This is a genomic window from Rhodococcus sp. OK519 (assembly GCF_003051005.1).
Classification (GTDB): domain Bacteria; phylum Actinomycetota; class Actinomycetes; order Mycobacteriales; family Mycobacteriaceae; genus Prescottella.
On the sequence record NZ_QAOW01000005.1, the window covers coordinates 248,192 to 273,842 of the forward strand.

A 25,651-nucleotide genomic window follows, 5' to 3' on the forward strand; every position below is an offset into this window, starting at 1 on the left:
GTCTCGGATGAGTGGAGCAACTTCGTGAGTGGAGCAATGTGGTGAGTGGAGCGCTGTGGCACGGGTTCGCCGACATGGGGGCGGTGCAGCGCGACGGCGCGTTCGTCGTCTCCCGCGGTGAGGGCGCCTACATCTGGGACGACGCCGGCACGCGCTACCTCGACGCCACCGCTGGGCTGTGGTTCACCAACGTCGGGCACGGGCGCACCGAGATCGCCGACGCCGTTGCCGCGCAGCTGTCCAAGGTGGCGCACTTCTCGAACTTCGGCGACTTCACCTCCGACGTCGCCGTAGCGCTCGCCGACCGGCTCGGGGCGATCGCGCCGGTCCCCGGATCGAAGGTGTTCTTCACCTCCGGCGGCTCGGACTCCGTCGACTCCGCCGCCAAGCTCGCCAGGCGGTACTGGAACGAGATGGGCCGGCCGGGCAAGAAGCTGATCGTCGGACGGCAGAAGGCGTATCACGGCATGCACGTCGCCGGCACCGCCCTCGCCGGAATCGCGGTCAACCGGGAGGGCTACGGCGAGCTCATGCCCGACGCGCGAACCGTCGCCTGGGACGACGCCAAGAGCGTGCTCGAGCTCATCGAGCGCGAGGGCGCCGACACGATCGCGGCGTTCTTCTGCGAGCCGATCATCGGCGCGGGCGGCATCTATCTCCCGCCGGACGGCTACCTGTCCGAGGTCCGGGAGATCTGCCGCGAGCACGAGATCCTGTTCGTCGTCGACGAGGTCGTCACCGGGTTCGGCCGGATCGGCGGATCATGGTTCGCGTCCACCCGCTTCGGCCTCGAACCAGACATGATCACCACCGCGAAGGGCCTCACCTCCGGTTACGTTCCGATGGGTGCGGTCTTCGTCGCGCCGACCGTGGCGGAGCCGTTCTTCGGCGGGGGCGTGTGGTGGCGGCACGGCTACACGTACGGCGGCCACGCCGGCGCAGCTGCGGCGGCCATGGCGAACCTCGACATCGTCGAGCGGGAGAACCTGCTGGCCGAGTCCAAGCGGCTCGAGTCGGCCCTGCAGACACACCTCGGCCCCCTCGCCGACCACCCGCGGGTCGCGGAGGTGCGCAGCGGACTCGGTGCGGTCGCGGCCGTGCAGTTGGCCGATCCGGCAGAGGCGTTGCCGTTCGTGAAGACGCTGCGCGAGCACGGCATCTCGGGCCGTGCGGCGGGTCAGGGTGCGATGCAGTTCTCGCCGTCGTTCGTCATGACCGACGAGCAGGTCGCCGAGATGGCCGCGGGCGTGCGCGCCGCGCTCGGCTGACCGTAGGTCAGGACAGGGTGGACCCCCGCGCGACGAGCGCGGGGGTGATGGCGATGCGTTGCGGCGGGGGGCTGTCCGAGCGTGCGGCCGCGGTGTCGAGCAGTCGCACCGCCTGCGCGGCGATCTCGTCCTGGGGTTGCCGCACCGTCGTCAGCGACGGCCGCGACAGCGCCGCGTAGGGAGTGTCGTCGAATCCGGTGACCTGGATGTCGTCGGGTACCTGCACCCCGGCGGCGGCCAGCCCGTCGAGCACGCCGAGGGCGATCATGTCGTTTCCGCAGATCACGGCGTCGGGGCGCGGCGCGCGGGCGACGATGCGGCGCGCCGCCTCCCGCCCCCAGTCGGTGCTGAAATCGCCCAGTAGGACATCGGGTTCGGTCAGTCCGTGGCGGCCGATGGCCTGCCGGTAGCCGTCGAGCCGCTCCTGCGCCGACGAGTCGACGGGTTCGGCGCCGACGAAGACCGGGCAAGTTGCCCCGCGGTCGACGACGTGGTCGACGGCCAGTCGGAGACCGAACTCGTTGTCCACCGTCACCGAACTGCCGGCGTGCGCATCGACGCGAAGGTCGACCTGCACGGTCGGGACTCGGGCGGCGGCGTCGGCCGTGGCCTCGCAGCTCAGTGTGCGATCACACGGCACCAGGATGAGCGAGTCGACTCGGCGGTCGAGCAGGGCCTGGATCTGGCGTCGCTCGGTCTGCGCGTCGTAGCGGGAATTGGCGAGCAGCAGGCTGCGGTCGTCGTCGCGCAGTTGGTGCTCGACGGCCTCGACGAGGGTCGCGAAGTACGGGTTGGCGATGCTGGGCACCACCATGCCGACGGTGTATGTGGTGCGTCCGCGGAGGGCGGCGGCGAGGATGTTGGGCTGGTAGGCGAGTGCGGCCGCGGCGGCCATCACGCGCTCCCGGTTCTCGGGCCGGACCCCGCGTTCGCCGGACAGCGCGCGCGACGCCGTGGCGACCGAGACACCGGCCCGCGTTGCGACATCACGGATGGTGGCACTCATGGAACCCCTCGGGATCGTGGAACCCAGAACCTGGAAACATCACGGTAATCGATTTCCGTTCGGACCGGCAATGCAGACCGAAATGTACGCATTGGCCGCCTTGACGCAGGCGTGACGCTCCGTCATCGTTGGAAGCCATCACGGAAATCGTTTTCCATTCGTGATGGTTATGGACTTTCCGACCGAGAGGCCGTCCTGATGCCCCAGACGCGACCGTCCCAGCGCCCGCACGATTCGGATCGCGCGTCACCGGCGGCATCGCCGGAGATCGTCGTCGTGGGCTCCGTCAACGTCGACACCGTGATCCGGGTGCCGCGCCTGCCGGCGCCCGGCGAGACCGTCCTCGGGACCGGTGTCTCCGAGTACGTCGGTGGGAAGGGCGCGAACCAGGCGGTGGCCGCTGCTCGACTCGGCCGGCGCGTCGGACTCGTCGGCGCCGTCGGTGACGATGCCGACGGTCGAGCTGTGCGGGAAGCCCTGGGAGCCGAAGGCATCGACCTCGTCGGGCTCGGTGAGCGACCCGGTGCCCGCACCGGCGCCGCCGTCGTGCAGGTCGACGACTCCGGCGAGAACTGCATCACAGTGCTCGCGGGCGCCAACGGCGACCTCGATGCCGCCGCCGTCCGGACCGCCGCCGACGACTTGCGGCGCGCACTGGTGACCGTCGTACAACTCGAGATCCCCGACGACGCCGTGACCGCCGCGATCGTGCTCGCGGGCGGAACCGTCGTTCTCAATCCCTCACCGGCGCGGCCGGTCTCGGATGACGTGCTCAGCCAGGTCGACGTCTTGATCGTCAACCGGTCGGAGTTGGCCGTCCTCGCTGTGGAGTCCGAACCGGAGACGGCCGGGCAGGCGGCCGCGATGGCGGGCCGGCTGTCCGGACCGGCCGCGGTGGTGGTCACCCTCGGCGCGGACGGCGCGGTGCTGGTGCGCGACGGCGGCGCGATCGAGGTCCCCGCCGTGCCCGTCGAGCAGGTGACGGATCCGACCGGCGCCGGCGACACGTTCGCGGGCGCGCTTGCGGACGCGCTGGTGCGCGGCGAATCGCTCGACGACGCGGTGCGCTGGGCGGTGCGGGCCGCTGCGATCACGGTCACCGGGCCCGGCGCCCAGTCCGCGATGCCTACCCGCGACCAGGTACTGGCTGCACACGACGGGTGTGCGTCGTGAGCGGCCCGTTGCCGGGGCGGCTGGAACTGGTCGGCGTCTCCAAGCTGTATCCCGGTGTGCGAGCACTCGACTCGGTCGACTTCGATCTGCGCGGCGGCGAGGTGCACGTGCTGCTCGGGGAGAACGGAGCCGGCAAGTCCACGCTGATCAAGATGATGGCCGGCGTGCACCAACCCGATACCGGGGAGATCAGGGTGGACGGCACCCCCGTGAAACTGCGGAGCCCTGGTCATGCCGAGGAACTGGGGATCTCCACGATTCACCAGGAGATGGCGCTGGTGCCGCAGTTGACGGTCGCCGAGAACATCTTCCTGGGCCGGCCGCCGCGCCGGTTCGGTCTGATCGACACGCGCGCGATGCGCGGCCAGGCCCGCGAACTCCTCGATCGCACCGGCCTCGACCTCGACGTCGACGCGACCGTCGGCGACCTGGGTGTCGCCCGGCGCCAGATGGTCGAGATCGCGAAGGCACTCAGCATCGACACCCGCTTCCTCGTGATGGACGAACCCACCGCGGTACTCAGCCGAGGCGAGGTCACGGCCCTGTTCGACATCGTGCGCAGCCTCACCGAACGCGGCGTGGGCGTCGTGTTCATCTCGCACCTGCTCGGCGAGGTAGCCGAGATCGGCAACCGTGTGACCGTGCTGCGCGACGGCACCAAGGTGGGGGAGGCCCCCGCCGACACCGACGTCGACGAACTGGTCCGCCTGATGGTGGGGCGGTCGATCGAGCAGCAGTACCCGCCGCGCAGCAACGAGATCGGCGACATCGTGCTCGACGTGCGCGGCCTCGGTCGTGACGGCGCGTTCGACGGCGTCGATCTCACGGTGCGGGCCGGTGAGGTCGTCGGCATCGGTGGACTGGTGGGCGCGGGCCGTACCGAGGTGGTGCGCGCGATCTTCGGCGCCGACCGCTACGACCGCGGTGACGTGCTCGTCGACGGTCGCCCGGTCCGGCGCGGGGATGTCGTGGCCGCGCACGAGGCCGGACTGGCGCTGGTGCCCGAGGATCGGGCAGGTCAGGGGCTGGTCCTGGGCGCGTCGGTGGAGGAGAACCTGGGCCTGGCGACGCTCGGCGACCGCACCCGCCTCGGCCTGGTGGATCTGTCTGATCAGGCGGAGAAGGCCCGGATCGCCGTGCAACGCATGGGGATCCGCGTGTACGGGCCGGAACAGCCGGCCGTGACCCTTTCCGGCGGCAACCAGCAGAAGATCGTCATCGGCAAGTGGCTGATGGCGAAGCCGCGGGTCCTGATCCTCGACGAGCCCACCCGCGGGATCGACGTCGGCGCCCGCGCCGAGATCTACGAACTGATCGCCGAGTTGACCGCCGCCGGCACCGCCGTCGTGGTCGTCTCGAGTGACCTGCCCGAACTTCTCGGGCTCAGCGACCGCGTGCTCGTGATGGCGGACGGCAGGATCCGCGGCGAGTTGGACGGCACCCAGGCAACACAGGAGAGCGTGATGGCGCTCGCAGTGACGGAAGGATGAGGGCGGTGCCCGAGAACAAGACGGCGACGGCGGAGGACACGACCGCGTCGCACGGCGGGTTACGGCGGTGGGTCACGTCGATACGCGGCAGTGGTGGACCGTTGGCGGCGCTGGTCGCACTGGTGGTCCTGCTCGCACTGCTGTCGGGAGACTTCCTGACCGCGAACAACCTGCTCAACGTCGGCGTGCAGGCGTCGGTGACGGCCGTCCTCGCGTTCGGCATGACGTTCGTGATCGTCAGCGGTGGCATCGACCTGTCGGTGGGATCGATCGCGGGCCTGTCCGGCATCGTGACGGGCTGGACCGCGACGACCGCCGGCGTCCCGATGTGGCTGGCCGTGCTCGCCGGTATGGCGTCGGGCGTGCTGGCCGGTGTCGTGTCGGGCATCCTCATCACCGCCGGTCGGATGCCACCGTTCATCGCGACGCTGGCGATGCTGTCGGTGGCCCGCGGACTCGCGCTCGTGCTCGCCGACGGACGCCCGATCCCTGTCGACGGCTGGCTGGCCACACTCGGCAGCGGTGAGCTGTTCGGTTTCCTTCCGTACCCGGTGCTGGTGCTGATCGCGGCCGCAGTCGCCACGGGGCTGATCCTGCGACGCACCTATGCGGGCCGGGCGATGTACGCGATCGGTGGCAACGCCGAGGCCGCGCGGCTGTCCGGTATCCGGGTCAATCGTCAGCAGGTTCTCGTCTACGCACTGTCGGGACTGTTCGCGGCCGTGGCCGGCATCCTGCTCGCGGCCCGGTTGGCGTCCGCGCAGCCCGAGGCGGGCACCGGCTACGAACTCGATGCGATCGCGGCCGTCGTCATCGGCGGCGCGAGCCTGTCCGGCGGCGTCGGCACCGCGGTCGGCACCCTGATCGGTGCGCTGATCCTCGCGGTCCTGCGTAACGGCCTCAATCTGCTCGACGTCTCCGCGTTCTGGCAGCAGGTCGTCATCGGCGCCGTGATCGCGGCGGCCGTCCTGTTCGACACCCTGCGGCGGCGGCGTCGGGGCGGTGGCAAGGGCGGCGGTCCGCTACGAAACCCGGCCGTACGCAAGGCGGGTGCAGCGGTGCTGGTGCTCGTGATGATCGCGGCCGGGTGGGCGATCGTCGACCGCCAGCGCAGCGGAGGCGCGTCCGGCACACGGATCGCGCTGTCCCTGTCGACGTTGAACAACCCGTTCTTCGTCGACGTCCGAGAGGGTGCGCAGACGGAAGCGGAACGCCTCGGCGTGCGCCTGACGGTCACGGACGCCGGATCCGACGCGTCGCGGCAGGCCAACGACATCCAGAACGCGATCGCGCAGGGCGTCGATGCCATCGTCGTCAATCCCGTCGACTCCGACGCCATCGTGCCGTCGGTGCGGGCCGCGAACGCGGCGAACATCCCGGTGGTCGCGCTCGACCGGGCACCGAGCGGTGGGATCGTCGTCACCACGGTGGCCTCGGACAACGTCGAGGGCGGTCGACTGGCGGCGAAACAGCTTGCCGAACTGGTCGGCTCGGGCCCCGTCGCGGTGCTGGAGGGCAAGCCCGGCACGTCCGCCGCGCGGGACCGTCAGGCCGGATTCGACGAGGAGATCGTCAAGTATCCGGGGATCAAGGTCGTCGCTTCGCAACCTGCCGACTTCGACCGCACCAAGGCGCTCAACGTGATGTCGAACGTGCTGCAGTCGAACCTGGACGTCCGCGGCGTGTTCGCGGCGAACGACGAAATGGCACTCGGCGCGGTCAAGGCGCTCGGTTCGCGCGCCGGTACTCAGGTCAAGGTCGTCGGATTCGACGGCACGCCGGACGGTCTGGCAGCGGTCGAGGCGGGCACCGTGAACGCCGACATCGCGCAGCAACCGACGGTTCTCGGCGTCGACGCAGTGCGGTTGGCGGTCGAGGCGGCCGGCGATTCGGCGCTCGCCGGCGACACCGAGAGTGGCGCGACCCACAGCGTGCCCGTGCGGGTGGTCACGGCGACCGACAACTGACGGTCAGTGCCTCCTGAGGAGGCGTGAGAGACGTTGCCGGACGGTGGGTCTGACAGAGATCAGATCCACCGTCGGGCGACTTTCTGCGTCCGCAGCGGCGCGCGCGAACCGGGTGTGCAGTTGGTCGCGCACCTCGTCGGGGGTGTACGCGCGTCGCTGCCGCTCGGCGCGTACGGCGAGAGCGCCGGTGGCCGCGACGCCGACGGCCCCCGCCAGCCCGAGTGCCTTCCAGAGGTGTCTACCGTCGATGCGCATCGCTCTAGGCTAGGTGGATGATTCGGCGGATGCATCCATCTGAGGTCGGCCTCGACGAGGCCGTGGCGGCGACCCGCACGGGCGACATCTGGATCTTCCGGGGACAGTCCGGCGCGGACCGGGCGATCCAGACCCTCACCAACAGCCCCGTCAATCATGTCGGTATGGCGGTCGTGCTCGACGATCTCCCTCCGCTGATGTGGCACGCCGAACTCGGGCGGTCGTTGCAGGACATGTGGACCGGCAAGTTCCAGCGCGGCGTCCAGTTGCACGACCTGCGTGCGGCGGTGCAGGTGTGGGGTGCGCGCTACGGCCAGCGGGGCTGGCTTCGGCAGCTCGCGGATCCGGTCACGCGCGAGCAGGAAGACGCGTTGCTGCGGACGATCGCCCGGCTCGACGGCACCCCGTTCCCGTCCACCGCGCGGCTCGCGTCGCGCTGGTTCGGTGGCCGACTGCCGTCCCTGCGGCGTGGGCGCGGCGACGCGGAGTCGCGGGCGGGACTCGAGAGCGCGTACTGCGCTGAGGTGGTCGCGTCGACCTACGAGGCGATGGGACTGCTCACCGCCGAGCGGCGGACGAACTGGTACGACCCGGGGCGATTCTGGAGTGGTGACCGTCTGCCGCTGGCGCCGGGCGTCGACCTCGGTGACGAGATCGCGGTTCTCCTCAGCCCCGAGGATCTCGCCGAAGGCGGCGCGGAGCGGGGCTGAACGTGTGACCCGGACCACCGCATTCCGGTGAGGGTTATCACATAACGACTGGATAACGACCGGTCTGCCGACTTGCGGACACGCCGAATGCAGCTGCGGAAACCGGTCGGTCACGACCGTGAAGTCGCACGGGCGTACCGAAATCGAGGGCCGTGACCTTTCCGTGACCGTCCCCTAACGTCGTTATCGGCCCGAGACGAACGGGCCACGCCGGACCGCCGCTGCACGTACCTGCCCTCGCGGTCCGGACACCCAATCCTTCGAGGGGGCAGGGGTGAGTCGGAGAGAAGCTCCGCCGGATGCGTCCGGTGCGTGGGCGCCGTCTCACCCGCAGGAGCGGAGAGGATCTACCCGAATGACCAGCTTCACCATCAAGCGCGCCCTCGGCGCAGTCGTTGCCACCGGCGCCGTCGTCGCGATTCCGCTGGCCCTCGGTGCCGGCACCGCTTCTGCGGCAGGCAGCCACGATTGGTCCGGCGTCGCCGAATGCGAGTCGTCCGGCAACTGGGCGGCCAACACCGGAAACGGCTACTACGGCGGCCTGCAGTTCTCGCAGAGCACCTGGGAGGCGTACGGCGGATCCGGCAGCGCACACAATGCGAGCCAGGCCGAGCAGGTCCGCGTTGCCGAGAACGTCCTCGACGGCCAGGGCGTCGGCGCATGGCCGGTGTGTGGCCAGTACCTCTCCGGTGGCAGCACCCCGGGCGGCTCGGTCGAGTCGATCGCCCAGCAGGCCCCGGCCACGGTCGTCGAGCAGGCCCCCGTCCAGCAGCAGGTGAACGACTGGGCGCAGACGTTGCCCGCCGGTATCGGCGACTATGTCGTCCAGTTCGGCGACACGCTGTCGCAGATCGCCACGAACCACGGCGTCTCACTCGCGAACCTCGCGGCCCAGGTCCAGAACCCCGACCTGATCTTCCCGGGGCAGACGCTCTCCGTCTGATCTGCCACGCGCCACGCGCCACGCGCCACGCGCCACGCGCCACGCGCCACGCGCCACGCAGCTCGCAGCTCGCAGCCCCGCCGGTCTCCCCCTCCCGGCGGGGCTGTGCCATGTCGATGATGCTTCCGTCGTTCCGGGCGTAACGCTCGGTCTCGTCGGTGCGACGGAAAGGTCGAGACCATCATCGAACGGGGGAGTGGCCATGACGAGTTCGGTTCGACGCGCTGCAGCGGTGTTCGGCATTCTGGCGGTTCCGCTGGTTCTCGGCTCCACGGCCGGCGCGGGTGTGGCGACGGCGCAGCCCTGGCAGTTCGGCCCCGTCTATCGCGCAGAGTCCTCGGGTGAGGGCGCCGAGTATCTGTGCAACAAGGCGCTGTCGCTCGAGAAGGCCTACCGGGCGATCGTCATCGAACCCTGTACGTACGACCCGGCGGAAAACGTCTGGTACCGCGTCGTGTTCTCGCCTGCGATTCTAGGCTTCGGCAGCAGTAGTTGACGCTCGGTCGTCGCCGTGGGCCGGAGCCTTTCAAAAGTAAAGGCGATAGGTGGATCTACACTGATAGGCATGGCTGATGGGACGTACCAACCGACACTGTCGCAGCTGCGCGCCTTCGTCGCCGTGGCCGAATACCGCCACTTCGGGACGGCCGCGGCGCGACTGAAGGTGAGTCAGCCGACGCTCTCGCAGGCACTCGCTTCGCTCGAGAGCGGCCTCGGGGTCCAGCTGATCGAACGCAGCACCCGCCGAGTGCTGGTGACGGCGGCGGGAGAGCAACTCCTCGCCCAGGCCAAGCTGATCCTCGACGCCGCAGACGGCTTCGTCGCCGCGGCGGCCGGGGTCGGGGACAGCTTGGTCGGTCCGCTCCGTATCGGCCTGATACCCACCGTCGCCCCATATGTGTTACCGGCGGTGCTGCCCGCGCTGCGCCGAGAGATGCCCGCGCTGGTACCCCAGGTCATCGAGGACCAGACTGCGCGTCTGCTCGAATCCCTGCGCGCGGGAGCGATCGACGTCGCCGTCATCGCGTTGCCCTCGGAGGTACCCGGACTCGTGGAGATCCCGCTCTACCGCGAGGATTTCGTGGTCGTTCTCCCCAAGGACCACGTTTTCACCGGACGCAGCGATCTATCCCTCGCAGTGCTCGACGAACTGCCGTTACTGCTCCTCGACGAGGGGCACTGCCTGCGTGATCAGACGTTGGATCTCTGCCGCTCGGTGGACGCGCATCCCCTGTCCGGGGACACCCGCGCCACCTCGCTCGCGACAGTCGTGCAGTGCGTGGCCGGAGGACTGGGGGTGACCCTGGTTCCGGACTCCGCGGTGCCGGTCGAGACGCGCCGCGGCGATCTGGCCACCGCACGGTTCGCAGCCCCGGCACCGGGCCGCACCGTGGGTCTGGTGTTCCGGGCCTCGAGCGGGCGCGCCGAGGGCTACCGGCAGTTGGCGGAGTTGCTGCGCGAGGCCGCACCCACCGGGGTCGTCACCGTTTCCTCCTGACGCCCCAACGGGTCTCAGCGGCGCTTGCGTCCGCCCGGATTCGCTTTGCTGCCGGGCTTGCCGCGTCGCTTCTCCTGGGCGCGGGCCTTGCCCGCCTTGGGTGCTTGCTGTTTCGCGGTGCGCGGCTGAGTCGTCCGGGGCGCCCGGTCCTTGGTCTTCGGAGTCTCGTGCGGATTGCGTCCCCGGGAACTGTTGGTCGTGCGCCCGCGCACGATGCCGATGAACTCCTCGACCAGATCGGTCGTGTGTTCCTCGACCCACGACAGCGCCACCTGAGACTCGGGGGCGTCGGAGACTGGTCGGTAGGTCAGATCCTTGCGGTGGTGCAGGCGGGCCAGCGACATCGGCACCACCACGACGCCGACACCCGCGGCCACCAGTTCGATCGCGTCACCGACGGATGCGGGGCGGTCCTGGGCGGCGCGGCCCGGGAAGGCGTCCCACACCAAGGGCGTGTCGAGCGGGTCGAGAACGACCTCGTCGGCGAGATCCGCCAGGGCGACTTCCTCGGCTGCGGTGAACACGTGGTCCTTGGGGACCACGACGACCGGTACCTCCTCGTACAGCGCGATGACGCTCAGTCCGTCGCGGTCGACGGGAAGCCGCAGCAGCGCGGCGTCGGCACGGGCCTCACGCAGTGCCGCCGGTGCATCGGCGGCCTCGACCGCCACCAGCTCGAGCGGGGTGTCGGCGACGCGCTCGCCCCAGATGCGGACCCATTTCGCAGGGACGACACCGGGGACGTATGCGAGCCGGAAGGGTCGGGGTGCAGTCGCCTCGGTCACCGGGCAAGGCTACCCGGCGGCTCTCGGGAGCCGCCCGTGCAGGCGCGTCACACGTCCTCGATACCCTTGACGTATGACGTCGCAGAAGACCCCCCAGACGATGAAGCCCGCAACCGCGGCCAAGAAGCTGGGTGTGTACCTCCAGGCCACCCCCGCCGAGTTCCAGGACGGCGTGGTGACCCGCGACGAGCTCAACGAGTGGCAGACCACTCCGCCGGAGTGGCTCGCCGCCCTCCGCGCGGACGGCCCGCACCCGAAAGACGTCGTCGCCGCCAAGCTCGGTGTGTCGATCGCCGGCCTCGCCCGCGGCGGCGTCGAAGAGGCGCTCACCACCGCTCAGATCGAGGCGCTGCTCGCCGACCAGCCCGACTGGCTCGTTGCCGAGCGCGCCAGCCTCCTCGACGTTCGCAAGGACGAGAAGCGAATCCGTGAGCAGCAGGCCGCCAAGCGGGAGCAGTCCAACCGAAAGCCGCGCAGCTCCGGGCCGTTCAAGCCTCAGGCGTAGCCCACACCGATCGATCGGCGTTCGGCGCGGTCAGCGTGTGTTGTAGGTGAGACAGCGCGCTGCATGTTCCCCGGAACCCGCGCCGACGCGGATCTCGGTCGCGGTGCACTCGAGATCGCGGTTGTGGACGCAGTCTGCGCGTTGACAGGCCCCCACCATGCTCGTGACGGTCTCGAGGCCGCCCTTGGTCGACAGCGGGATGAACGTCCCGCAGTCGGCGCTGCCGTTGCTGCCGGCGACGTTGATCGCGTAGGCGTGGCAGCCGTCGTGGTTGTAGGAGCAATCGGTGACGGTGCAATCGGTGACGTGGGGCATTTCCATCGTGGTCATGTGGCCCTCCGGACATCTCGACGGTTGTCCTCGTGTCCCTCACCGTATCCACGGCGTGGTGGCCTGACCAGCAAGGATGGGCTGCCCTAAGCGGGCTGTCGGCTCGGCGTCGCGGCCGGGTTCCACTGGTCGCGGAGCGATCGCTCGCGCCCTGTGGCCCGCAGCTGTGTCACCGCACCGGCGACGACGAGCACCAGGTAGGCCGCATACCACCACCAGTCGTCGTCGACGGTTTCGCTGATCGAAGCGTGGTCGAAGTCGGCGGTGTCGAGGACTCCGGTGAGGAGCATCGCGCCGCCGACGATCGCGACGGCGCCGCCGAGGACGCTCACGATGACGAGCAGTGCGGCCGGCAGATCGACCGCGAGCGTGAGGACTGCCAGTGCCACACCGAGAACCACGCCGACGGTGATGATCACCCAGTTCCAGGTGACACCGACAGCAACCGTCGCGGCCGTGCCCAGGGCGAAACCGACCGAGGCCATCGCCAGCGTCACCGCGACGGCGTAGTACAGGTAGGCGAGCACGGAGAACAGGATCGCCACCAGGACGCCGACGATCCACCCCAGCGCAGTCGCGAAGACGCCGTCACCCGTGATCGCGGACACCAGGCCCGCGCCCAGATTCAGGCCCGCGAACGCGCCCCAGAGGGCGATCACGAACCGCATCGCAGGTACGCCCCGGAAACAGAACACCGCACCGACGGCGATGGCCAGCAACCCGATCACGATGTCAGACATGTCGGAACCGTACCCGCTGCAGTCGGTTCGGTTCCCGGAATCGGCCCCGAACCAGCCCCGGATCAGCCCGAATCAGCCCTCCGCGACCTCGAACTCGTCGAAGACCACTTCGCCGGCCGCGTCGGATTCGGCGAGGTTGACCTCGCCGAGCAGAGCCCAGCCGTGATCTCCCTGGGGATCGTCGAGAACCTGGCGTACGCGCCAGAGCGTCGGCTCGGCGGTGACCTGGAACAGCAGGGGACCGCGGGCGGCCGGGCCGGTCCCGATCTCGTCGTACTCGTCGAAGTACAGGTCCATGAGGTCCGCCCAGTCGTCGGCGTCCAGACCGTCTCCGAGCTCGGCGAGTTCGGCCCAGCGGTGCCGCGACGCCAGTTCGACGCGTCGGAACATCGCGTTGCGGACCATCACCTTGAAAGCGCGGGTGTTCGCGGTGATCGGGCGCGGAATGTCGGCGCCGAACGCGACCTGCTGGTCGTCGGACTCCGCGCCCGGGTTGGTGAGCTGCTCCCACTCGTCGAGCAGGCTCGAATCCACCTGGCGGATCAGCTCACCCAGCCATTCGGTGAGGTCCTCGAGTTCCTCGGTGCGGGCCTCGGTCGGAACCGTCTGCCGAAGAGCGCGATAGGCGTCGGCGAGGTAGCGCAGTACCAGGCCCTCCGAGCGGGCGAGACCGTAGTGGCTGACCAGTTCCGCGAAGGTCATGGCGCGTTCGACCATGTCGCGGACGACGGACTTGGGTGAGAGAGCGAACTCGCTCATCCACGGATGGCCGGCGCGGTAGGTCTCGAACGCGGGGAACAGCAGGTCTGCCAACGGCTTCGGCCAGGTGACCTCCTCGAGGAGTTCCATACGCTCTTCGTATTCGATGCCGTCGGCCTTCATCTGGGCGACTGCCTCGCCGCGCGCCGCGTGTTGCTGCGCCATGAGGATCTGCCGCGGATCGTCGAGCGTCGACTCGATGATCGACACGACGTCGAGTGCGTAGCTGGGGGATTCGACGTCGAGTAGTTCGAGCGATGCGAGGGCGAACGGCGACAGCGGCTGGTTGAGTGCGAAGTCGCGTTGCAGGTCCACCGTGAGCCGGGCCATACGGCCGTACTCGTCGGGCTCGTCGAGTTGCTGGACGATTCCGGCCTGCAGCAGCCCGCGGTACAGCCGGATCGCCTTGAGGATGTGGCGGCGCTGCGCGGGACGGGTCTCGTGGTTGTCCTCGAGTAGGTGCCGCATCGCCTGGAAGCAGTTGCCCGGGCGGGCGATCACGTTGAGCAGCATCGAGTTGCTCACCGAGAACCGCGATACGAGTGGTTCCGGGGAGGCCACGATCAACTTGTCGAACGTGCCCTCGCCCCACGAGACGAAGCCCTCGGGCGCCTTCTTGCGCTGCACCTTCCGGCGCTTCTTCGGATCGTCTCCCGCCTTGGCGAGGGCCCGCACGTTCTCGATCTCGTGCTCGGGTGCCTGCACGACGACGGTACCCATCGTGTCGTAGCCGGCGCGGCCCGCACGCCCCGCGATCTGGTGGAACTCGCGTGCCCGCAACTGACGGGTGCGGATGCCGTCGTACTTCGTCAGGCCGGTGAGCAGCACCGTGCGGATCGGCACGTTGATGCCGACGCCGAGCGTGTCGGTGCCGCAGATGACCTTGAGCAGGCCTTCCTGGGCCAAACGTTCGATGAGTCGCCGGTACTTGGGCAGCATGCCGGCGTGGTGGACGCCGATGCCGTGCCGGACCAGGCGCGACAGCGTCTTGCCGAAACCGGTGGTGAATCGGAACGCGCCGATGGCCTCGGCGATCGCGTCCTTCTCGGCACGGCTGCACAGGTTCACACTCGTCAGCGCCTGCGCGCGCTCGAGCGCCGCCGCCTGTGTGAAGTGCACGACGTAGACGGGCGCCTGGTGGGTGGTGACGAGTTCCTCGATCTCCTCGCCGATCGGGGTCTGCGAATACGAGAAATGCAGTGGCACCGGACGTTCGGAGCCCGACACCTCCGTCGTCGGTCGTCCGGTCCTGCGGGTGATGTCCTCGCGCAGATTCGTGACGTCGCCGAGCGTCGCCGACATCAGCAGGAACTGGGCCTGCGGCAGCTCGATGAGCGGCACCTGCCACGCCCAGCCGCGGTCCGGCTCGGAGTAGAAGTGGAACTCGTCCATGACGACCTGGCCGATGTCGGAACCCGCGCCCTCGCGCAGCGCGAGGTTCGCGACGATCTCGGCGGTCGCGCAGATGATGGGCGCCGACGAGTTCACCGACGCGTCGCCGGTCATCATGCCGACGTTGTCGGCCCCGAACACGTCGCACAATGCGAAGAACTTCTCGCTCACCAGCGCCTTGATGGGGGCGGTGTAGAAGGTGCGCCGGCCTTCGGCCAGGGCGAAGAAGTGGGCGCCGAGGGCGACCATCGACTTGCCGGATCCCGTGGGCGTCGCGAGGATCACGTTCGCCCCGGACACCAACTCCATGAGCGCCTCTTCCTGCGCTGGATACAGCTGCAGGCCACGATCGCTCGTCCAGGACGTGAACGCGTCGAACAGGGCATCGGCATCGATGCCGGTGGGATCGACGGTCTCGGGGAGCAGATCGGGAAGCAGCACCGTTACAGGCTAGAGCCTCGCCGAGACATCTCGGCATTCCGGACCGGCAGTGGTGTCGGACTCAAGTGGCGCTGCGCTCGTCCGATCCCATCGCGTCGAGGACTGCCATCCGAGTCTCGGGCGCGCCGGAGATCGTGGACTCGCCGACGCCGTCCGTCAGCAGGGCGCGCCAGCGGTCCTCGTCGAACTCGAGCGGCGGCGTCGATTCGAGGAAGTGTTCGAGGACACCGAGGAAACGCAGTGGGTCGTCCCGGAAGGGGAAGTGGCCCGCATCCTCGAAGATGTCGAGGTGTGATCCGGGCATCGCCGAATGCGCGAGGTGTGCGTGGCTGATCGGAATTACCGAGTCGCGGGCACCCCAGATGAGCTGAACCGGCAGGTTCTCGGTCAGATAACACCGGTCCAGCATCGTGACGACCTGTCCGCGCCAGTCGACGACCGACCGGAGGGTGCGGAGGTACGCCTCGTACGCGGTCGGGTCCGGAAGCGCGCTGATCACGCGGACCAGATCAGGGGTGTCGTGGAGGAGCGTGCCCGGGCGCAGCGGCGAGCCGTGCACGCGGGAGACGACGTCTCCGATCGCCCGCACCGCCGTCATCGCCCCGGGGATGCGCAGCAGTTTGAGGGCCTCGTTGACGACCGGCATCGAGATCAATCGCAGCAGCGGATGGACATCCTTGGTGACGCCGCCCGCGGACACCAGGACCAGCCGGTCGACCATGTGCGGAAACTGGTAGGCGAACTGCATCGCGACCCCGCCGCCCAACGAATGCCCGACCAGGGTCACCTTGTCGATGCCGAGGACCGACAGCAGGTCACGCATCCCGTTCGCATAGGCGGCCACCGAATAGTCGGCCCGCGGTTTGTCCGAACGCCCGTGGCCGAGCAGGTCGGGCGCGATGACGGTGTGGTTCTGCGCGAGGTGCGGAATGATCTCGCTCCACGTCGACGAGTTGTCGCCGATGCCGTGCAGCAGAAGCACGGCAGGACCCTCACCGGCCATACGAAAAGCGCGCCTGTAGCCGTGGATGGTGCGGAACAGCAGCCGTGGCTCGGTGTCCGGCACCGGGCGGAGCACGCGCGTGCGAGAGTCGCTCATATCGCCTCCTGAAGCCGCCGGCCCGCACAGCGGGTGCCGCTCAGATATCGATCGTCCGAGTATATCCGTGCACCGAGAGGGTATGCGGGCCAAGAGTCGTGAGTGTGACATCGGATAACGGAAAGGTTTCGGAAACGACCTTACCTGGACCTGCGACCAACTGGGCGCCGGTCGTGGGTCAGGTCGGGTCGATTCCGGTCGATTCCGGTCAGTCTCGGTCGTCGATGTCCCGTGCGTCGTCGTCGGTGCCGTCTTCCTGTCGCGCGTGCTCGGCGAGGAACCGCTCGAACTCGGCGCCCAGTTCGTCGCCGCTCGGGAGGTCGTCGTCGCCCGCCAGCAGCGTCGACTGCTGCTCCTGCGCGGCAACGTACGAGTCGTACTGGTTCTCGAGTGCACGCACGACGGACTGGACCTCTTCGTTCGAGGTGATGTGCTCGTCGATCTGCTCCCGCACCCGCGCGGCGGCCTCGCCGAGGGCGACCAGCGGCAGTTCCAGGGTGGCGATCTCCATGACGTTCTCGAGCAGGGTCTCCGCGGCGGCCGGGTATTCGGTCTGCGCCAGGTAGTGCGGCACGTGCACCGAGAAGCCCACCGACTCGTGTCCGTGCTGGCTCATCCGCAGTTCGAGCAGCGACGACGCGCTGCCCGGCACCTGGAGCTCGCCGGACCAGCGATGGTGGTCCTTGATCAGTTCTTTGTTCGTCGAGTGTGCCGTCACGCTCAGCGGACGGGTGTGCGGGATGGCCATCGGGATCGCGTTGATGCCGATCGTCTGCCGGACGCCCAGCTGTTCCGCGAGCAGTCGGACCGCGGTGGTGAACCGCTCCCAGCGCAGATCGGGTTCCATGCCTGCGAGGAGCAGGAACGGCGTGCCGGCTGTGTCCCGCAGCGCGTACAGGTTGAGCTGGGGCGCGTCGAAGTCCGAGAAGTGGTCGGCCTTGAACGTCATGGTGGGACGCCGCGACCGGTAATCGATCAGCTCGTCCACCGCGAACGACGCGACCAGTTCGGTCTCGAGACTCTCACGCAGGTGCTTGGTGGCCAGCTTCACCGCGTGACCGGCGTCGGAGAAACCCTCCAAACCGTGAATCAGCACCGGACCCTGGCCGTCGGCGGAGGACAGATGTGGTGCCGGGAACTCCAGCTCGTACATCTTCGACTGCTCGTCCATGACGGCTCCTTTTCCATCGAACTTCTTCTTCCAGTGTCCCTCACGGACTCCCGTCGACAGAAACGGGAGCCGCAGTGGCACGCGGAGGGGCATCGAACCCACCGTCAGTGGACCAACATCGGCGGGCCACGAATCATTCCGCCCGGTCCTGCCTTGTGACAGGGTGTGGCGGACGGGCTGGACCGCGACGGAATCCTGCAGGAGGGCGCCACATGACCGAGCGCAGGTGCCGACTGCTCGTGCCCGTATCGATGGTGCTCGTCTCCGGGCTTCTCGTCTCCGGGGTGCTCGCGGCGGGGTGTTCGACGGCAGTGTCCGGCACCGCTACGCCCGCGCGGGACCCGGCCGCGTCCCGACCGCTCGGAGAACTGCTGCTGGGGCCGGCAGCCTTCCCTTCGTCGTACCCCGCGGTTGTGCTTCCCGCGCAAGCTGTTTCGCAGGCGGCACCCGATCTGACCGGCATCGCATCCGGCGCGCGCGTCGCCCCCGCGGGATGCAAACCGCCGCAACAGGACTACAGCGCCGACGGAACGGTGATGGTGGTCGGCACCGATTCCGTGACGCGGTCGACCATCACGATAGAACTGGTCCGGGTGCCGACACCGCTCGCGGAACTCGAGGCACAGCTGACCGAGTGTCCCGACGTCACGGCCACGACGAACGGAGTCGACGCGCAGGTTCGGACGACGATCACCCCGCCTCCGCCGATCGACGCGGAGAACACCCTCGCGCTGCGGCGGACCGTCCGCTCCGGGCGCACGGGTGGCACCGTGACCCAGTCGATGCGCACGCTGATCGCTCAAATCGCCGACGTCCGGGTTCAGGCGACCTACATGTCCTTCGGTGCCGATCCGGGAAGTGCCGACACCGCTGTACTCGACGATCTCTTCATCGCCGCGGTGCAGAAGGTCCGCACGGGCTGACGGGCGCCCGCTACCACGCCACCCCGACACGGAGCACGCGCACTGCCCGGTGATCGGTGGGTTCTGCACAGGGCGGACCGCCATCCACAGAGCAGGCATACTCCCAGGTCGACTCGAAGCCATCGGCCGGGCCGCACCGCATGGTCTGTTCATGACGACATCGACCTCAGCACACGGTTCACCCTGTCCCCGCGACGCGGCCGACCATCCGCGAACCGCCTGTGCCGTTCGTGTTTCCGAACCGGGCGACCTCATCAGTGCGGTGCCCGCACTCCTCGGGTTTCATCCGCACCGCTCGCTCGTCGCGATCTGCCTGACCGGCACGTCCGTCGGCGCGGTGATGCGGCACGATCTGCGACTCGGCGAGGCGGCCCTGATGCGCGTCGTCCTCGAACAGTTCACGGCGGTCGCCGTGCGCGAAGGGGCTGACCGCATTCTGATCGTCATGGTCGACGATCGGCTTCCGGATAGGCCCGAGGCACGCCACCTCGAACGCCACGCGGAGATCGTGACAGCGTTCGGCGATCTGCTGGAACAGTCCGGAATCGGGATCGCGGCGACCCACCTCGCCGCCCGCATCGAGGCAGGCGCTCCGTGGACGGATCTCTCCGGCGCCGTCGGGGGGCGGCTCCCCGACCCGACCGCGTCGAGGGTGGCGCTCGCGCAGGTCCTCGGCGGCCGCGCGATCCGGGCGTCCCGAGAGGAACTCGAGGCGGTCCTGGCGCCGGTGCCTGCTGCCGAGCAGGAGCGCATCGCCGTCCTGATCGACGACGCGCGGGAACGGGAGTCGTGTGGGGAGATGATGGCTCGAAACGCCGCCGATCCGACGTCCGTCGACCGGCAGGGTCTCGAACGAGTGCTCGCGCGGATCGCACAAACCGCTTCGGGGGAGAATGCTGCGCCGGAGGAATACGCCGAACTGGTACTCGCGTTGGAGAGCCCGCGGGTGCGGGACGCGCTGCTCGCGCTGTCGATCGGTGAGCACGCGGACGCCGCCGAACAACTGTGGATCGCACTGTCGCGTGCACTACCCGACCCCGAGCGGGCCGAGCCACTCGCACTGCTCGGCTTCAGCGCCTACGTCCGAGGTGACGGCCCCATGGCCGGCGTCGCCCTGTACGAGGCACTTGCGGCCGACCCCTGTCACCGTCTGGCCAACCTCCTGGACGACGCCCTACAGAGCGGGATCCGGCCCGACGTCCTGCGTGAGCTCGCGGACGTCGGGCACGAGACCGCGACAGAGTTGGGTGTGCGACTGCCGCCGACCGGCGACCTATCGCCGGGCGGCGTGTGACCGGTCGCCGAGAGCCTGCAGATACGTCCACGCGTCGGCAACGATCTCGTCGAGATCGGTGTGTGCCGGCCGCCAGCCGAGTTCGTCGACGGCGCGGTCGCTGGAGGCGATCAACACTGCGGGGTCACCCGCTCGGCGGGGCGCGTCCTCCGCGGTGATCGCCAACCCGGTCACACGTTCGCAGGCCGAAATGACCTCGCGAACAGTGAATCCGGCGCCGCTGCCCAGGTTGTAGATGCGGTGCCGTCCGGGCGTGGACGCCTCGAGCGCCAGCAGGTGTGCTTCGGCGAGATCGAGAACGTGGATGTAGTCGCGGACGGCGGTGCCGTCCTTGGTCGGCCAGTCGGTGCCGAACACCGAGATCTTCTCCCGCTGACCAAGCGCGACCTGGAGCACGAGGGGGATGAGATGCGTTTCCACGACACGATTCTCGCCCGCGCCCTTGTAGGCGCCCGCGACGTTGAAGTAGCGCAGGCTCGTCGCGGCCAGCGAGTGCGCGTGCGCGTACGACGTGATCGCGTGGTCGATCGCAAGTTTCGTGGCGCCGTAGGGATTGGTGGGCCGCGTCGGGGCGTCCTCGGTGATCGGCGTGGTTTCCGGCTCGCCGTATGTCGCTGCGGTGGACGAGAACACCAGTCGAGGTGTGCCCGACAGCCGCATGGCTTCGAGCAGTGCGAGCGTCGTCACGACGTTGCCCTGCCAGTACTGCTCCGGTCGCTCGACCGACTCCCCGACAAGCGACTGTGCGGCGAAATGCAGCACACCGTCGAAACGCGGTGCGCTGTTGCCGGATCCGAGTACGGACCCGGCAACAGCGGCGATGTCACCCTCGATGAACTCGGCGCCGGCAGGCACCGCGTCGCCGTTCCCGGTCGAGAGGTCGTCGACGACGACCACCTCGTGGCCACGTTCGAGCAGCACAGTGCTGCACACGCTGCCGACATAGCCAGCGCCGCCGGTAACCAGAAGTCTCACAGTTCATCTCCTCGCGTGCCACGGCTGAACACGCGAAGCGAGGCGTCAGACCTGCTTCACCTGGACGGCGTGGGCCATTTCCTCGGGAAGGTCGAATTCGTCATGACCGGACGCGGTGATCGTCACCGAGCCGGGTCGGGTCTCGACTGTAACCCGGGCATCGGGTACCACGCCCGCTTCACGGAGCTGACCGATCAGTTCGGGATCGGACTGCACGTGCTCGGCGAGCCGCCGAACCACCACGGCGGTCGGCTTGCCCGGAGGCACGTCCGTGAGCCGGATGAGTGTCTCCGCGCTGCCGGACGGACGGTCCAGCCCCAAGTCGGCGAGGCCCGGAATCGGGTTGCCGTACGGCGACGTCGTCGGGTTCTGGAGGACCTCGACGAGCCGTCGTTCGACGTCCTCGCTCATCACGTGCTCCCAGCGGCACGCCTCGGCATGTACCTGATCCCATTCGAGGCCGATGATGTCGACCAGTAGGCGCTCCGCGAGACGATGCTTGCGCATCACCGCGACAGCGAGATTGCGGCCCTTCTCGGTGAGCTCGAGATGTCGGTCACCCGCCACCTGGAGCAGCCCGTCACGTTCCATTCGAGCAACCGTCTGGCTCACGGTCGGACCACTCTGCTCGAGTCGTTCGGCGATCCGCGCGCGGAGCGGGACGACGCCCTCTTCTTCCAAGTCGTAGATCGTCCGGAGATACATCTCCGTGGTGTCGACCAGATCCTTCACTCTCACACCCCTTCGTCTGGGGCGATTCTACCGGGCATTTCGGTTTGTCGGTCCCGCTCCGGCTCGAAGGCGGAACGCGTCGCGTGAGGGCCGGTGCGGAGGGTCACACGGACGGCCCCTTCGGCGCGTCTCGTGGCGCCTCGCGCATGCGCTGCCGCGCCAAGTAACTTGAGTGAATGGCCGCGTCGTCAGGTCCCGGTAGGGGCACAGCAACCACCGGATCGGATCGCGTCGTGGTCTGGAGCCCGGACTACCTCAGCTACCGCTGGAGTCCCCAGCACCCCATGAACCCGACACGCCTCGATCTCACGATGGCCCTCGCCGACGGGCTCGGGCTGATCGAGGGTGCCGAGGTGGTGCGCCCCGACGCAGCGTCCGACGCCGATCTCCTCCGGATTCACACCCCGGCCTACATCGATGCCGTCAAGCTCGCGGGCGCATCGACTGACGGGGCGCTGCCCCCGGAGCTGGAGATCCGGCACGGACTCGGCACCGACGACAACCCGATCTTTCCCCGGATGCACGAGGCCAGCGCCGTCCTCGCGGGGGGGTCCTTGGCGGCCGCGAAGGAGATCGCGTCCGGGCGCGCGCGGCGCGCGGTGAGCATCGGCGGCGGTATGCACCATGCGATGGCGGACTGGGCGTCGGGGTTCTGCGTCTACAACGACGCCGCGATCGCCATTTCCTGGTTGCTGGACAACGGCTTCGACCGCATCGCCTACATCGACATCGACGCACATCACGGTGACGGAGTGCAGCACGCGTTCCTCGGCGACCCGCGGGTCATGACGATCTCCATCCACCAGCATCCCGCGACCCTGTGGCCGAACACCGGGTGGTCGAGCGAGGTGGGGGCCGGTGCAGCGGAGGGTACGGCGATCAACCTTCCTGTGCTCCCCGGGACCAGTGATGCACTGTGGTTGAGGGGGTTCCACGCGGTGGTGCCGGCCGCGATAGCCGGGTTCCGGCCGCAGATCGTCATCAGCCAGTGCGGGGCCGACAATCATCGTGAAGACCCGCTGGCGGATCTGGCACTGACCGTCGACGGCCAGCGGGCCGCCTATCTCGCGATGCGTGACCTCGCCGATCGTTACTCGGAGGGGCGTTGGCTCGCCGTCGGTGGCGGTGGCTACGGACTGGTGCGTGTCGTGCCGAGATCGTGGACCCATCTGATCGCGGCCGCACTCGATCGCGAAGTCGACCTCGACACGACGATCCCCGACACGTGGCGCGAGAAGGCACGCGTGATCGCCCCCAGTGTCGATCTGCCGACGACGATGGGTGAGGGCGGCGACACGAAGTACCTGCCGTGGGACGGACCCGGGGGGACACCGGAGACCGGTGTCGCCTCGATGGATCGCGCCCTCACCCGAATCGACGCGGCCATCATCGCGACCCGCCGCGCCACGTTCCCATTGCTCGGCCTCGATCCGGAGGATCCCCGTGACTGACGGCACCGCCAAAGACGCTCAGGAAGTCGCTCTCGAACGCGCACGCAACTTTCCGCGACACTGGCTCGCGGACGTCCTCGCATCGGACGGCGGCGTAGTCCACCTGCGGCCGATCGTTCCCGAGGATGCGGACAAGCTCGTCGAGTTCCACGGCAAACTCTCCGAGCGCACCCGCTACCTGCGCTACTTCGGCCCGTATCCGACGATGTCCAAGCGCGACATCGTCAATTTCACGACGGTCGACCATCACAACCGCGTCGCCTTCGTCGCGATCCTCGGCGACGAGATCATCGCGGTCGGTCGCTACGAACGTCTGCTCGACGTCGGTGACGGGCGTTCCGCCGAGGTCGCGTTCGTGGTCGCGGATTCGCACCAGGGCCGTGGACTCGGGCCGATCCTGCTCGAACACCTCGCGGGCGCGGCCGCCGAGAACGGCCTGAACATGTTCGTCGCCGAGGTCCTCGCCGAGAACCGCAACATGGTCTCGGTGTTCCGCGAGGCCGGCTACCAGGTCAGTCGCAGTTTCGATGGCGGCGTGCTCCGCCTCGAGTTCGCGATCGACCCCACCGAAGCACTTCTGTCGGTGCGGAACTCGCGCGAGCGCGCCGCCGAGGCGCGCAGCGTCCGGAACGTGCTCAGCCCGCGATCGGTGGCCGTGATCGGCGCGTCCACCGACAGTTCCAAGGTCGGCAACGCGGTTCTGGCGAATCTACTGCAGGGCAACTTCTCGGGGCCCGTCTACCCGGTGAACGCCGAGCACCGGTCGGTGCGCGGCGTTCGCGCGTACCCGACGGTGCGGGATATTCCCGACGACGTGGATCTCGCGGTCGTGGCGGTTCCGGCCGAGTCGATCGACTCGGTGCTCGACGACTGCCTCACCAAGGGCGTCAAGGCGCTCGTGGTGGTGTCGGCGGGCTTCGGCGAGACCGGGCCCGACGGGCGGGATTCCGAGCGGCGCCTCGTGCACGCGGCGCGTGCGCACGGCATGCGCCTGATCGGCCCGAACGCGCTCGGAGTCGCGAACAACGACGTGACGGTGTCGCTGAACGCGACCCTCGCGCCGGTGCTGCCCAAACCCGGGCGGGTCGGGTTCTTCTGCCAGTCCGGCGCACTCGGCATCGCGATCCTCGATCAGGCCGCGAAGCGTCAACTCGGCCTGTCGACTTTCGTCTCCGCCGGCAACCGCGCGGACGTCTCCGGCAATGACCTGCTGCAGTACTGGGACACCGACCCGGACACCGAGGTCGTGCTGCTGTACCTGGAGAGCTTCGGAAATCCGCGCAAGTTCTCGCGAATCGCGCGTCGGGTGGCCCGTCACAAGCCCATCGTCGCAGTCAAGAGCGGACGCCACGCCGTGCCGCCCGCGCTCGCCGCGACCGGCGTCGAGATGGACGACTCGATCGTGCGGTCCCTCTTCGAGCAGGCCGGCGTCGTGCAGGTCGGCTCGATCTCGCAGCTGTTCGACTGCGCGATGCTGTTCGGCTATCAGCCACTGCCCGCGGGTCCGCGGGTCGCCGTGGTGGGCAACTCGACTGCACTCGGTGTGCTCGCCGCGGATGCCGCGCGCCGTGAGGGCCTGCAAGTGGGGGAGCCGGTGGACTTGGGCGCGCAGGCGACGCCGGACGTGTTCGCGAGCGCGGTCTCGCGTGCACTCGCGTCGTTCGACGTCGACGCCGTCATCGCGGTGTTCGCGCCGCCCGTCGCGGTCGCGGTCGAGCCGTATGCGCAGGCGCTGCGCGAGGCTGTCGTCGACACCGACAAACCGATTCTCACCAGTTTCCTCGCGGCCGAGGGCATTCCGGACGTGCTGGTGGTGCGTGGACCCGACGGCCATCCGACACGGGGATCGGTGCCGTCGTTCCCCGGACCGGAGAGGGCCGCCCTCGCCCTCGCCCGGGCGTGGCGCTACGCCGCATGGCGGGGCAGGCCCGTATCGAAGGTGGTCCGCCCCAACGGTATCGATCCCGACCGCGCCCGCGGTCTCGTCAAGGGCTGGCTGGGTGAATCGAACGGGCGATGGCTGTCGGATTTCGAGGCCGCGCAACTGCTCGAGTGCTACGGAGTTCACGTCGTCGAGTTCCGGGCCGCGACCACCGAGCACGAAGCGGTCGCCGCGGCGGACGAATTGGGTTACCCGGTCGCGGTCAAGGCGACCGGTGAATTGTGGCGGCATCGCCCCGATCTCGGGGGTGTGCGGCTGGACCTGGTGGGACCCGACTCGGTCCGGCTCGCGTACCGGGACCTCGCGGCGGCGTCCGGGGAACCGCTTCTGCACGTGCAGAAGATGGCCACCAAGGGCATCGGCTGTGTCGTCGGGGTGCAGGACGACCCGTCGTTCGGTTCACTCATCTCGTTCGGTCTAGCCGGTGTGATCTCCGATCTCCTCGGTGACCGTGCCTTCCGTGTCCTTCCGCTGACGGAGGACGAGGCGGCGGAACTGATCGACGCGCCCAAGGCTGCACCCCTGCTCTCCGGCTACCGCAGCGCGGTACCGGTGAACAAGCAGGCACTCGTCGACCTGGTCCAGCGTGTGTCGGCGCTCGCCGACGACCTGCCCGAGGTTCGCTCGCTTGCGTGCGAACCGGTTCTCGCGTCCGCGGAGGGCGCCCAGGTCACCGACTCCCGGGTACGGATCGGCCCCGAGCCGAGCATGGCCGACCTCGGTCCGCGCCGACTCCGGGAGTGGTGACCACCCCGTCCCGATACGAGAAAACCCGGCCGATCTCCGAGCCCGAGGGGGAGGG

Annotated in this window: 22 protein-coding genes and 2 pseudogenes; 14 read left to right on the forward strand and 10 right to left on the reverse strand. The window is 68.9% G+C overall.

Annotation, left to right across the window (positions count from 1 at the left end):
• Window positions 1–74: 74 nt before the first annotated feature.
• Window positions 75–1,268, forward strand: a complete 1,194-nt coding sequence (locus C8K36_RS15610) for an aminotransferase class III-fold pyridoxal phosphate-dependent enzyme (RefSeq protein ID WP_181319592.1) — start codon at window positions 75–77, stop codon at window positions 1,266–1,268.
• 7 nt (window positions 1,269–1,275) lie between these two features.
• On the opposite strand, the gene C8K36_RS15615 is transcribed toward C8K36_RS15610, so the two are convergent.
• Complete coding sequence (locus C8K36_RS15615) at window positions 1,276–2,274, reverse strand: LacI family DNA-binding transcriptional regulator (protein WP_107985420.1); 999 nt, start codon at window positions 2,272–2,274, stop codon at window positions 1,276–1,278.
• Between the two features lie 198 nt (window positions 2,275–2,472).
• On the opposite strand from C8K36_RS15615, the gene C8K36_RS15620 reads away from it, so the two are divergent.
• The 4 genes and pseudogenes from C8K36_RS15620 to C8K36_RS25470 all read left to right on the forward strand — a co-directional run.
• On the forward strand, window positions 2,473–3,447 hold the full coding sequence (locus C8K36_RS15620) for a ribokinase (RefSeq protein ID WP_107985421.1): 975 nt from the start codon (window positions 2,473–2,475) through the stop codon (window positions 3,445–3,447).
• Window positions 3,444–4,937: a sugar ABC transporter ATP-binding protein gene (locus C8K36_RS15625; protein ID WP_107985528.1), complete on the forward strand. Its 1,494-nt coding sequence runs from the start codon at window positions 3,444–3,446 to the stop codon at window positions 4,935–4,937. Before C8K36_RS15620 ends, C8K36_RS15625 begins: the two co-directional genes overlap by 4 nt.
• Window positions 4,934–5,929 (forward strand): annotated as a pseudogene (locus C8K36_RS25465) (ABC transporter permease); the annotation flags it as partial. The gene C8K36_RS15625 and the pseudogene C8K36_RS25465, both read left to right, overlap by 4 nt.
• A 156-nt stretch (window positions 5,930–6,085) precedes the next feature.
• Window positions 6,086–6,904, forward strand: a pseudogene (locus tag C8K36_RS25470) (substrate-binding domain-containing protein); the annotation flags it as partial.
• A gap of 3 nt (window positions 6,905–6,907) precedes the next feature.
• Here C8K36_RS25470 and C8K36_RS15635 read toward each other — a convergent pair.
• Entirely contained in the window at window positions 6,908–7,159 is a 252-nt protein-coding gene (locus C8K36_RS15635) for a hypothetical protein (protein WP_107985423.1), read from the reverse strand.
• Between the two features lie 17 nt (window positions 7,160–7,176).
• On the opposite strand from C8K36_RS15635, the gene C8K36_RS15640 reads away from it, so the two are divergent.
• From C8K36_RS15640 to C8K36_RS15655, 4 genes are all read left to right on the forward strand, one after another.
• A complete protein-coding gene (locus tag C8K36_RS15640) occupies window positions 7,177–7,869 on the forward strand; it encodes a hypothetical protein (protein WP_107985424.1) in 693 nt (230 codons plus the stop codon).
• Window positions 7,870–8,224: 355 nt separating this feature from the next.
• Window positions 8,225–8,812 (forward strand): transglycosylase family protein, encoded by a 588-nt coding sequence (locus tag C8K36_RS15645; protein ID WP_107985425.1) that lies wholly within the window; start codon window positions 8,225–8,227, stop codon window positions 8,810–8,812.
• 202 nt (window positions 8,813–9,014) lie between these two features.
• A complete protein-coding gene (locus C8K36_RS15650; protein ID WP_107985426.1) occupies window positions 9,015–9,308 on the forward strand; it encodes a hypothetical protein in 294 nt (97 codons plus the stop codon).
• A gap of 69 nt (window positions 9,309–9,377) precedes the next feature.
• Window positions 9,378–10,310: a hydrogen peroxide-inducible genes activator gene (locus tag C8K36_RS15655; protein WP_107985427.1), complete on the forward strand. Its 933-nt coding sequence runs from the start codon at window positions 9,378–9,380 to the stop codon at window positions 10,308–10,310.
• 14 nt (window positions 10,311–10,324) lie between these two features.
• Here C8K36_RS15655 and C8K36_RS15660 read toward each other — a convergent pair whose 3' ends face one another.
• The gene (locus C8K36_RS15660) at window positions 10,325–11,095 is read right to left on the reverse strand and encodes a LysR substrate-binding domain-containing protein (protein ID WP_107985428.1); all 771 of its coding nucleotides are present in this window, start codon (window positions 11,093–11,095) and stop codon (window positions 10,325–10,327) included.
• A gap of 73 nt (window positions 11,096–11,168) precedes the next feature.
• Between C8K36_RS15660 and C8K36_RS15665 the strand changes: the two genes are divergently transcribed.
• Window positions 11,169–11,600 (forward strand): DUF5997 family protein, encoded by a 432-nt coding sequence (locus C8K36_RS15665; RefSeq protein ID WP_107985429.1) that lies wholly within the window; start codon window positions 11,169–11,171, stop codon window positions 11,598–11,600.
• Between the two features lie 30 nt (window positions 11,601–11,630).
• Here C8K36_RS15665 and C8K36_RS15670 read toward each other — a convergent pair whose 3' ends face one another.
• From C8K36_RS15670 to C8K36_RS15690, 5 genes are all read right to left on the reverse strand, one after another.
• Window positions 11,631–11,930, reverse strand: a complete 300-nt coding sequence (locus C8K36_RS15670) for a DUF1540 domain-containing protein (RefSeq protein ID WP_107985430.1) — start codon at window positions 11,928–11,930, stop codon at window positions 11,631–11,633.
• A gap of 86 nt (window positions 11,931–12,016) precedes the next feature.
• The gene (locus C8K36_RS15675) at window positions 12,017–12,670 is read right to left on the reverse strand and encodes a DUF4203 domain-containing protein (protein WP_107985431.1); all 654 of its coding nucleotides are present in this window, start codon (window positions 12,668–12,670) and stop codon (window positions 12,017–12,019) included.
• Between the two features lie 72 nt (window positions 12,671–12,742).
• Window positions 12,743–15,262 (reverse strand): DEAD/DEAH box helicase, encoded by a 2,520-nt coding sequence (locus C8K36_RS15680; protein ID WP_107985432.1) that lies wholly within the window; start codon window positions 15,260–15,262, stop codon window positions 12,743–12,745.
• Window positions 15,263–15,323: 61 nt separating this feature from the next.
• Window positions 15,324–16,361 (reverse strand): alpha/beta fold hydrolase, encoded by a 1,038-nt coding sequence (locus C8K36_RS15685; RefSeq protein WP_107985433.1) that lies wholly within the window; start codon window positions 16,359–16,361, stop codon window positions 15,324–15,326.
• Window positions 16,362–16,569: 208 nt separating this feature from the next.
• Window positions 16,570–17,532, reverse strand: coding sequence for a proteasome assembly chaperone family protein (locus C8K36_RS15690; protein ID WP_107985434.1), 963 nt, complete (start codon window positions 17,530–17,532; stop codon window positions 16,570–16,572).
• 212 nt (window positions 17,533–17,744) lie between these two features.
• Here C8K36_RS15690 and C8K36_RS15695 point away from each other — a divergent pair, with 212 nt between their 5' ends.
• Complete coding sequence (locus C8K36_RS15695) at window positions 17,745–18,455, forward strand: DUF5642 family protein (protein WP_107985435.1); 711 nt, start codon at window positions 17,745–17,747, stop codon at window positions 18,453–18,455.
• A 151-nt stretch (window positions 18,456–18,606) separates the two neighbouring features.
• Entirely contained in the window at window positions 18,607–19,749 is a 1,143-nt protein-coding gene (locus tag C8K36_RS15700; RefSeq protein WP_107985436.1) for a DUF4192 domain-containing protein, read from the forward strand.
• Here the strand turns inward: C8K36_RS15700 and galE are convergent.
• Both galE and C8K36_RS15710 read right to left on the reverse strand, forming a co-directional pair.
• Window positions 19,729–20,724, reverse strand: a complete 996-nt coding sequence (galE, locus tag C8K36_RS15705) for a UDP-glucose 4-epimerase GalE (RefSeq protein ID WP_107985437.1) — start codon at window positions 20,722–20,724, stop codon at window positions 19,729–19,731. The two genes, C8K36_RS15700 and galE, sit on opposite strands and share 21 nt — an antisense overlap.
• 45 nt (window positions 20,725–20,769) lie before the next feature.
• A complete protein-coding gene (locus tag C8K36_RS15710; RefSeq protein WP_107985438.1) occupies window positions 20,770–21,456 on the reverse strand; it encodes a metal-dependent transcriptional regulator in 687 nt (228 codons plus the stop codon).
• 176 nt (window positions 21,457–21,632) lie between these two features.
• Between C8K36_RS15710 and C8K36_RS15715 the strand changes: the two genes are divergently transcribed.
• Entirely contained in the window at window positions 21,633–22,907 is a 1,275-nt protein-coding gene (locus C8K36_RS15715; protein WP_107985439.1) for an acetoin utilization protein AcuC, read from the forward strand.
• Window positions 22,900–25,596 carry a bifunctional GNAT family N-acetyltransferase/acetate--CoA ligase family protein gene (locus tag C8K36_RS15720; protein ID WP_107985440.1) on the forward strand — a complete coding sequence of 899 codons (2,697 nt, stop codon included), beginning with the start codon at window positions 22,900–22,902 and terminating at the stop codon, window positions 25,594–25,596. The genes C8K36_RS15715 and C8K36_RS15720 overlap by 8 nt, the downstream gene beginning before the upstream one ends.
• Window positions 25,597–25,651: the final 55 nt, after the last annotated feature.

What these genes read in the sequence shown, in the direction of transcription:
- C8K36_RS15615 (WP_107985420.1), bottom strand. Translation starts at nt 2,274, where the DNA reads ATGAGTGCCACCATCCGTGATGTCGCAACGCGGGCCGGTGTCTCGGTC.
- C8K36_RS15690 (WP_107985434.1), bottom strand. Translation starts at nt 17,532, where the DNA reads ATGGACGAGCAGTCGAAGATGTACGAGCTGGAGTTCCCGGCACCACAT.
- C8K36_RS15640 (WP_107985424.1), top strand. Translation starts at nt 7,177, where the DNA reads ATGATTCGGCGGATGCATCCATCTGAGGTCGGCCTCGACGAGGCCGTG.
- C8K36_RS15695 (WP_107985435.1), top strand. Translation starts at nt 17,745, where the DNA reads ATGACCGAGCGCAGGTGCCGACTGCTCGTGCCCGTATCGATGGTGCTC.
- C8K36_RS15635 (WP_107985423.1), bottom strand. Translation starts at nt 7,159, where the DNA reads ATGCGCATCGACGGTAGACACCTCTGGAAGGCACTCGGGCTGGCGGGG.
- C8K36_RS15655 (WP_107985427.1), top strand. Translation starts at nt 9,378, where the DNA reads ATGGCTGATGGGACGTACCAACCGACACTGTCGCAGCTGCGCGCCTTC.
- C8K36_RS15650 (WP_107985426.1), top strand. Translation starts at nt 9,015, where the DNA reads ATGACGAGTTCGGTTCGACGCGCTGCAGCGGTGTTCGGCATTCTGGCG.
- C8K36_RS15700 (WP_107985436.1), top strand. Translation starts at nt 18,607, where the DNA reads ATGACGACATCGACCTCAGCACACGGTTCACCCTGTCCCCGCGACGCG.
- C8K36_RS15675 (WP_107985431.1), bottom strand. Translation starts at nt 12,670, where the DNA reads ATGTCTGACATCGTGATCGGGTTGCTGGCCATCGCCGTCGGTGCGGTG.
- C8K36_RS15645 (WP_107985425.1), top strand. Translation starts at nt 8,225, where the DNA reads ATGACCAGCTTCACCATCAAGCGCGCCCTCGGCGCAGTCGTTGCCACC.
- C8K36_RS15610 (WP_181319592.1), top strand. Translation starts at nt 75, where the DNA reads ATGGGGGCGGTGCAGCGCGACGGCGCGTTCGTCGTCTCCCGCGGTGAG.
- C8K36_RS15665 (WP_107985429.1), top strand. Translation starts at nt 11,169, where the DNA reads ATGACGTCGCAGAAGACCCCCCAGACGATGAAGCCCGCAACCGCGGCC.
- C8K36_RS15715 (WP_107985439.1), top strand. Translation starts at nt 21,633, where the DNA reads ATGGCCGCGTCGTCAGGTCCCGGTAGGGGCACAGCAACCACCGGATCG.
- C8K36_RS15620 (WP_107985421.1), top strand. Translation starts at nt 2,473, where the DNA reads ATGCCCCAGACGCGACCGTCCCAGCGCCCGCACGATTCGGATCGCGCG.
- C8K36_RS15670 (WP_107985430.1), bottom strand. Translation starts at nt 11,930, where the DNA reads ATGACCACGATGGAAATGCCCCACGTCACCGATTGCACCGTCACCGAT.
- C8K36_RS15685 (WP_107985433.1), bottom strand. Translation starts at nt 16,361, where the DNA reads ATGAGCGACTCTCGCACGCGCGTGCTCCGCCCGGTGCCGGACACCGAG.